This is a genomic window from Actinoplanes sp. G11-F43 (genome assembly GCF_050589265.1).
In the GTDB taxonomy this organism is placed as follows: domain Bacteria; phylum Actinomycetota; class Actinomycetes; order Mycobacteriales; family Micromonosporaceae; genus Actinoplanes.
Map to the genome: position 1 here is coordinate 1 of NZ_JBNZCE010000079.1, position 6,014 is coordinate 6,014.

Sequence of the window (6,014 nt, forward strand, 5' to 3'; positions counted from 1 at the left end):
CCCGTGTGCCGCGCTCCGGCGCGTTCCGCGCCGCTGCGCGGCACACGCCTCGACCGCAACCACCACAAACCGCGTGCCGCATTGCGGTGCGAAACGCACCGCTGTGCGGCACGCGGACCCCGAGGTGACCGCGACCGGCGCAGACCGCGTGCCGCGCTGCGGTGCGGAACGCGCCGCTGTGCGGCACGCGGGGCGGGGGGACCGGGACCGGCGCGTTCGCCCGGCGGCCGCGGGACGGTCCGGGGTGGCGCCGGCCTCGCGGGGACGGGGCGGGACCGTTCGGTGGGGCGTACGAAATCAGGTTCCGCAGAAAGTCCGGTAAACGCCGAAGCCGGACGGCGCGGGTGCGGCGAATCGTTCCCGGCCCGGTCTTTCGGTGAACGGATCGGTGACCGCCTCGAGAAGCGCAGGAAGCGCGGACAGGTCGGCCAGCGCCTCCTCCACCAGGTGATTGCGGGGAATGTAGACCGGGTTGACGTCATTCATCGCCGCAGTGTCCGGTTCGAGGGCACGCCAGCGTTTCGCCCAAGCACTGAACGCCTCCGGCTCCTCACCGGCGGCCAGTTTCCGGAAGAACGACGTGTAATCCGTTTCCTCCGCCTTGAGCAGGGCCAGCAAGTCCTCGGTGAGCGCGGTGACAACGGCGTCGCCGACCGGGCCCAAGCCCAGCTTGGCGCGGAATCCGTCCAGCGTGACGGCCACATAGCGGGGCCGGAAACGCGCCAGCTCGGCGGTGGCCTTCTCGATCGCCTTGTCCTGGTCGTCGTCGAGGAGCGGAAGCAGGGATTCGGCGAGACGCGCCAGGTTCCATTGGGCGATGGCCGGCTGATTGCCGTACGCGTAACGCCCGCCCTCGTCGATGGAACTGAACACGGTGGCCGGATCGAAGACGTCCAGGAAAGCGCAGGGGCCGTAATCGATCGTCTCCCCGGAAATGGTCATGTTGTCGGTGTTCATCACACCGTGCACGAATCCGGTGAGCATCCAGCGGCCGACCAGTTCGGCCTGCGCCTCGATCACTCCGCGCAGCAGTTCCAGCGGCCCGGCGCCCGGATAGTGCCGGGCGGCGGCGTGCTCGGCGAGCCGTCGCAACAGGGCGACGTCACCGGAGGCGCGGGCGAACTGGAAGCTGCCGACCCGCAGATGGCTGGCCGCGATCCGGACCAGGATGGCGCCCGGCGCCAGATTCTCCCGGACGATCGTCTTCCCGGTGCCGATTACCGCCAGCGACCGGGTGGTGGGGATGCCGAGCGCGTGCATGGACTCGCTGACCAGGTATTCCCGCATCATCGGCCCGACCGCGGCGAGTCCGTCCCCACCGCGTGCGAACGGCGTCCGCCCGGACCCCTTGAGGTGCAGATCCCGCGCCCCGATCTCGCCCAGCAGCAGCGCCCGGCCGTCACCGAGCCGTGGCGAGTAGCCGCCGAACTGGTGCCCGGCATACCCCTGTGCCACCGGTTTGGCCCCGTCCGGCAGGTTCACCCCGCTCAGGAACCGCACCCCGTCCGCGCTCCGCAGCCAGCCGGGATCGAGGCCGAGCTCCACCGCGAGCGGTTCGTTGAGCACGAGCAGCTCGGGCGCGGGCGGTTCGGCGGCCCGCCACGACACCCCCATCTCAGGCAGTTCGTCGGCGAATCGGGTCCCGAGGACCGGCATCTCACTCACCCCACCAAAGCTACGCCGCCCGGGGTTCACAACAAGACTTTCGAATGTAACTTGACGACGTTAACAGAGAAACCTTAGATTTTGGTGGCACACACCCCTTCGTTCGTGGAGTTAACGATGAATCACGCCCAGAATTCGATGCCCGCCACCCCGGCCGTTGGCAAGCGGCGCTGGCCCTGGATCGCCGGGGCGGCGGTGGCCCTGATGCTGCTCGGATGCGCCGGCACCACCGGGGAGGAGGCCGGCAGTGCCGCGGGGACCGACAGCGCCGCCGCCGAGAGCGCCGAGAAGCCCGCCGAGAAGAAGAAGGAGGCCGAGAAGGCTCCGGGGATCGGGGACGCCGCCCGGGACGGGAAGTTCCAGTTCACCGTCACCAAGGTCAAGTGCGGGGTGAACAAGGTCGGCAGCGACCTGCTCGGCGCCAAGGCGCAGGGGCAGTTCTGCCTGGTGGACGTGACCGTCAAGAACATCGGCAAGGAGGCGCAGACGTTCCTCGACTCGGTGCAGAAGGCGTACGACGGAAAGAAGGTCGAATACTCGGTCGACTCCTCCGCGGCGCTCTACGCCAACGACGATCAGCAGGTGCTGTTCGAGGAGATCAACCCGGGGAACACCGTCAAGGGCAAGCTCGTCTTCGACATCCCGAAGGGCACCGAGCTGACCTCACTGGAACTGCACGACTCGATGTTCTCCGGCGGCGTGACGGTGGGCCTCAAGTGACTTCAGGGCGCCTGGAACGTACCAGATCGGGGGTGAATGTCTCTGCCGAGTGGGATGATCCGGCGAGCGAGGGACCACAGCGGGTCACCGTCACCGCCGGGGAGATCACCTCGCGGACGTTGCGGCGGGCGGGGCGGCTGGTCGACGAGATGACCGCCGAGTTCCACGAGATGCCGTCGGTGGGGGCCTATCGGGTGATGGTCCGCCAGTACGCCGAGGACCGGCTCGCCGAGCTGCCCGCCGACGGATTCCACCGGGGGCTCCTCGACCTCTATCACAAGATCGACGACGACGGCCGGGTCGAGCCGGTGGCCACTCTCGCCGCGGCCATGCGGATGCCGGAGGAGAGTGTCCGCGCCTGCCTGCGGGTGGCCCGGCAGCGAGTCGCCTGATTCACGGTGGGCTCTGTCACGTAACGAGCAGAGTGACCGTTAAGGATTAGCTCCCCCGGTGCGTAAAATGCTCGCTTTGTCCACCCGGCACCACGTCTTCGCAGGCCACCGGCCCCCGAGAACGCTGTCAATCGATCGGATTAGGGGTCGCAGGAACAGGGGTTGCGCCTTTATGCTCTCCGGGCTTTCCAGATCAGAGGTGTCTTCGTGCGCATGTTCTCCGTGCCTGAGCGCATCGGCGGCTTCGGCTCGCTGGTCGCGGTCGCGGCCGCGGTGTGGCCCATGTTCGTCGACCGCACCGGCGCGGGACTCCCGTGTCCGTTGCGGACGATGACCGGCATACCGTGCCCCGGCTGTGGACTGACGACCGCCGCCGTCGCCCTCGTGCGCGGAGACCTGGGCACGGCGTTCCACGCCAACCCGCTGATCTTCGGCCTGGCGGCGTTCACCGTCGCCGCGGGTCCCCTGGTGGCACTGCGTGCCATCGGAGTTCTGGGCCCGCCGCGTCCGTGGTCGTCCGAGCGACGGCGACAGATGGGCTGGATCGCTGGGCTGCTCGCCGTCGCGAGCTGGCTTTTTCAACTGCACCGGCTCGTCCCGAGCCTCACCGATTAAGGAACCAGAATGAGCTACCCGCCCCCGCCCGCCGGCGACCCGTACTCCCAGCAGCAGGCCTACGGCCAGCAGCCGTACGGCGGTCAGCCCGTCGCGGCGTACGCCGGCTGGGGTGCCCGCTTCGGCGCCTACCTGATCGACAGCCTGATCTTCGCCCCGTTCGCGATCCTGGCCGCCGTTCTCGGCACCGGCACCGACGCGGCGACCGGTCTGCCGACCATCAACGCCATGTACTACGTCTTCTACCTGCTCGGCCTCGTCGTCCTCGGCTACAACCGCTGGTTCCAGGGCGGCAAGACCGGCCAGAGCTGGGGCCGCAAGGCGCTCGGCATCAAGCTGGTCAGCGAGAACACCGGCCAGCCGATCGGCGCGGGCAACGCGTTCGTCCGCGACCTGGCCCACATCCTGGACGCGATCCCCTGCTACATCGGCTTCCTGTTCCCGCTGTGGGACGCCAAGAAGCAGACCTTCTCCGACAAGATCTGCAAGACCGTCGTGGTCCGCTGACCCGAGCGGTAACCGAGAAGCCCCGTCCCGCACCCGCGGGAACGGGGCTTCTCCCGTTTCACCGTCAGCGGCCCGCGCAGTAGCGGGCCAGCTCCTCGGCGGCCTGCGGGTCGATCCACTCGTACGTGCCGCGCAGCAGGTCGGCCCGCTGGTCGACGGTCGCCACCGTGGCCGTCAGCTCGCCCCACGGCATCATCACGTGCAGGAGGGTGCGCTCGATGCCGTACGGCAGGGACGGCAGGTTGTCGTCGGCCCTCGCGCGCAGCAGCAGACCGGCGGTGGAGATGTCCTCGACGTGGCCGTTCAGTGGGACCAGGCGGCGGCCCTCGGCGTTCTCGATCTGGGCGGTGCCGGTGGTCGGATAGGTGCCGGTCCGCCGGGCCGCGGTGCGCCGCTGGACCACGTCGGTGGGCGCGTCACCGATGACGGTGAGCAGGTCGTTACGGAGCTCCGCCTCGACCCAGGTCACGCCGGAGCCGGTGACGAGCTCCAGGACACCGATCCGGCGTACGCCCGGACCGTCCAGGCTGAGCACCGGGATCGGCGGCAGGTCGCTGATGAACGGCGCCCGCACCTCTTCCAGCGAGACGAGCACGATGCCCTGGGTATCAGGGCATCGCAGAGTGAGACTGCTCCCCGCCGGCACGGTGATCATCATGCCTCCCCGGTGCGCTCGCGGCCGATGATCCGCACGTTACCGGCACCGGGGTGCCCTCACCGCCGTTTCCGCGGCTCAGTGCTCCGGGAGCCGGATGTCGTCGACCTTGACGGTGCACTCGCTGACGTGCAGGCCGTAGCTCTCCACCGCCTGAATGACCTTGGTCCGCACCTGGGCGGTCACATCGGCGACCACCTCACCGGCGGAGATCACCAGGATGACGGTGATCTCGACGTCGGTGCCGTCCACCTTGGCCCACACACCGCGGGTGGCGTCACCGACCTTGTCCAGGCCGATCTTGTCGAGCACCGAGTTGAAGAACCGGGCCACATCACCGCCGAGCTCGGCGACACCGGGCACCGACCGGGCGGCCGCGGACGCGATCTTCTCGACCACCTCGCGCTCGAACTTGGTCTGCCCCCGGAACGCGGCGACCTCGATCACCTCGGCACCCCCGTGCGCCGGCGGCACGGCCGGGACCACGGCCGACACGTAGAACTCCTGCGTGCGGTCCGCGTGGAACTCGGCCTTGTCACTCATATCCGCCTCTACCGTGCCTTCTAACCGTGCCGACTGTGAACCGGCTCAGAGCCTACTAGTGAAAGTTCCTCGGCCCACTCGCGAAAACGCGCCATGAAAATTTTGTCGGACCCTTCGCATACAGTGCGTGTGCAGGTGATTCCACAGAGGAAGGAGGCGTCGATGGCACGCCGACGACGACGCCGCAAGGGGCCCGTCCACCCGGTCGCCGCGCTCGCCGCCCTCTCCGGTGGCGTCCTGGCCGTGTCGCTGCTGGTCGACACGGTGCGCAAGCATCCGGCGGCCGCCGCGGTCGTGGTCGGCGCGGTGCTCGCCGCCGGTGCGGCCTGGTTCTTCCTGCTGACCGCCTCGGAGCGCCGGCTGGCCGACCACGAGCGACACATCTCGGTCACCGACGGGATGAGCGGGCCGGAGTTCGAGCAGTTCGTGGCCCGGCTGATGCGGGAGAGCGGCTGCCGGAGCGTCCGGGTCTCCGGCGGCTCCGGCGACATGGGCGCCGACGTCACCGGCCGCGCACCGGACGGACGCCGGGTCGTCGTCCAGTGCAAACGCTACACCGGCCCGCTGGGCAGCCCACACGTCCAGCGTTTCGCCGGCACCGCCCGCGACATCCACGGCGCCGACGTGGCCCTCCTGGTCACAACCGGACACCCCACCCGCCAGGCCGTCGACGTGGCCCGCCGCTGCCGCATCACCCTGGTCGATCGGGCGGCCCTGGCCCGCTGGGTGACCACCGGCATACCACCCCTCCCCTGACCCGGCTGTCCACAATCCGACTCGGCCCAGCGGTGCCATGGCGATCCAAACTGAGGCCGCCGGGCCGTGAGGCCACCGGACCCACCAGGCCACCGGACCGCCGAGCCGCCGGACCGCCGGGCCACCGGACCGCCGGGCCACTGGCCGCTGGGCCGCCGGGC

Annotated in this window: 8 protein-coding genes; 5 read left to right on the forward strand and 3 right to left on the reverse strand. The window is 69.6% G+C overall.

The features are described 5' to 3' along the window. Nucleotides 1-297: 297 nt before the first annotated feature. Nucleotides 298-1,656 carry a protein adenylyltransferase SelO gene (locus ACQ0O7_RS44805; RefSeq protein WP_430792051.1) on the reverse strand — a complete coding sequence of 453 codons (1,359 nt, stop codon included), beginning with the start codon at nt 1,654-1,656 and terminating at the stop codon, nt 298-300. 126 nt (nt 1,657-1,782) lie between these two features. On the opposite strand from ACQ0O7_RS44805, the gene ACQ0O7_RS44810 reads away from it, so the two are divergent. The 4 genes from ACQ0O7_RS44810 to ACQ0O7_RS44825 all read left to right on the forward strand — a co-directional run bounded on the left by ACQ0O7_RS44810 (nt 1,783) and on the right by ACQ0O7_RS44825 (nt 3,899). Further along, on the forward strand, nt 1,783-2,385 hold the full coding sequence (locus ACQ0O7_RS44810; protein WP_430792045.1) for a DUF4352 domain-containing protein: 603 nt from the start codon (nt 1,783-1,785) through the stop codon (nt 2,383-2,385). 32 nt (nt 2,386-2,417) lie between these two features. Next, nucleotides 2,418-2,777, forward strand: coding sequence for a hypothetical protein (locus ACQ0O7_RS44815; RefSeq protein ID WP_430792046.1), 360 nt, complete (start codon nt 2,418-2,420; stop codon nt 2,775-2,777). Nucleotides 2,778-2,990: 213 nt separating this feature from the next. Beyond that, on the forward strand, nt 2,991-3,392 hold the full coding sequence (locus ACQ0O7_RS44820; protein ID WP_430792052.1) for a DUF2752 domain-containing protein: 402 nt from the start codon (nt 2,991-2,993) through the stop codon (nt 3,390-3,392). 9 nt (nt 3,393-3,401) lie between these two features. Continuing rightward, nucleotides 3,402-3,899: an RDD family protein gene (locus ACQ0O7_RS44825; protein WP_430792047.1), complete on the forward strand. Its 498-nt coding sequence runs from the start codon at nt 3,402-3,404 to the stop codon at nt 3,897-3,899. A gap of 64 nt (nt 3,900-3,963) precedes the next feature. Here the strand turns inward: ACQ0O7_RS44825 and ACQ0O7_RS44830 are convergent, their stop codons facing one another. After that, nucleotides 3,964-4,554: a hypothetical protein gene (locus ACQ0O7_RS44830; protein WP_430792048.1), complete on the reverse strand. Its 591-nt coding sequence runs from the start codon at nt 4,552-4,554 to the stop codon at nt 3,964-3,966. A 78-nt stretch (nt 4,555-4,632) separates the two neighbouring features. Continuing rightward, the gene (locus tag ACQ0O7_RS44835; RefSeq protein WP_430792049.1) at nt 4,633-5,097 is read right to left on the reverse strand and encodes an Asp23/Gls24 family envelope stress response protein; all 465 of its coding nucleotides are present in this window, start codon (nt 5,095-5,097) and stop codon (nt 4,633-4,635) included. 162 nt (nt 5,098-5,259) lie between these two features. On the opposite strand from ACQ0O7_RS44835, the gene ACQ0O7_RS44840 reads away from it, so the two are divergent. Continuing rightward, a complete protein-coding gene (locus ACQ0O7_RS44840) occupies nt 5,260-5,853 on the forward strand; it encodes a restriction endonuclease (RefSeq protein ID WP_430792050.1) in 594 nt (197 codons plus the stop codon). The last annotated feature ends 161 nt before the right edge of the window (nt 5,854-6,014 follow it).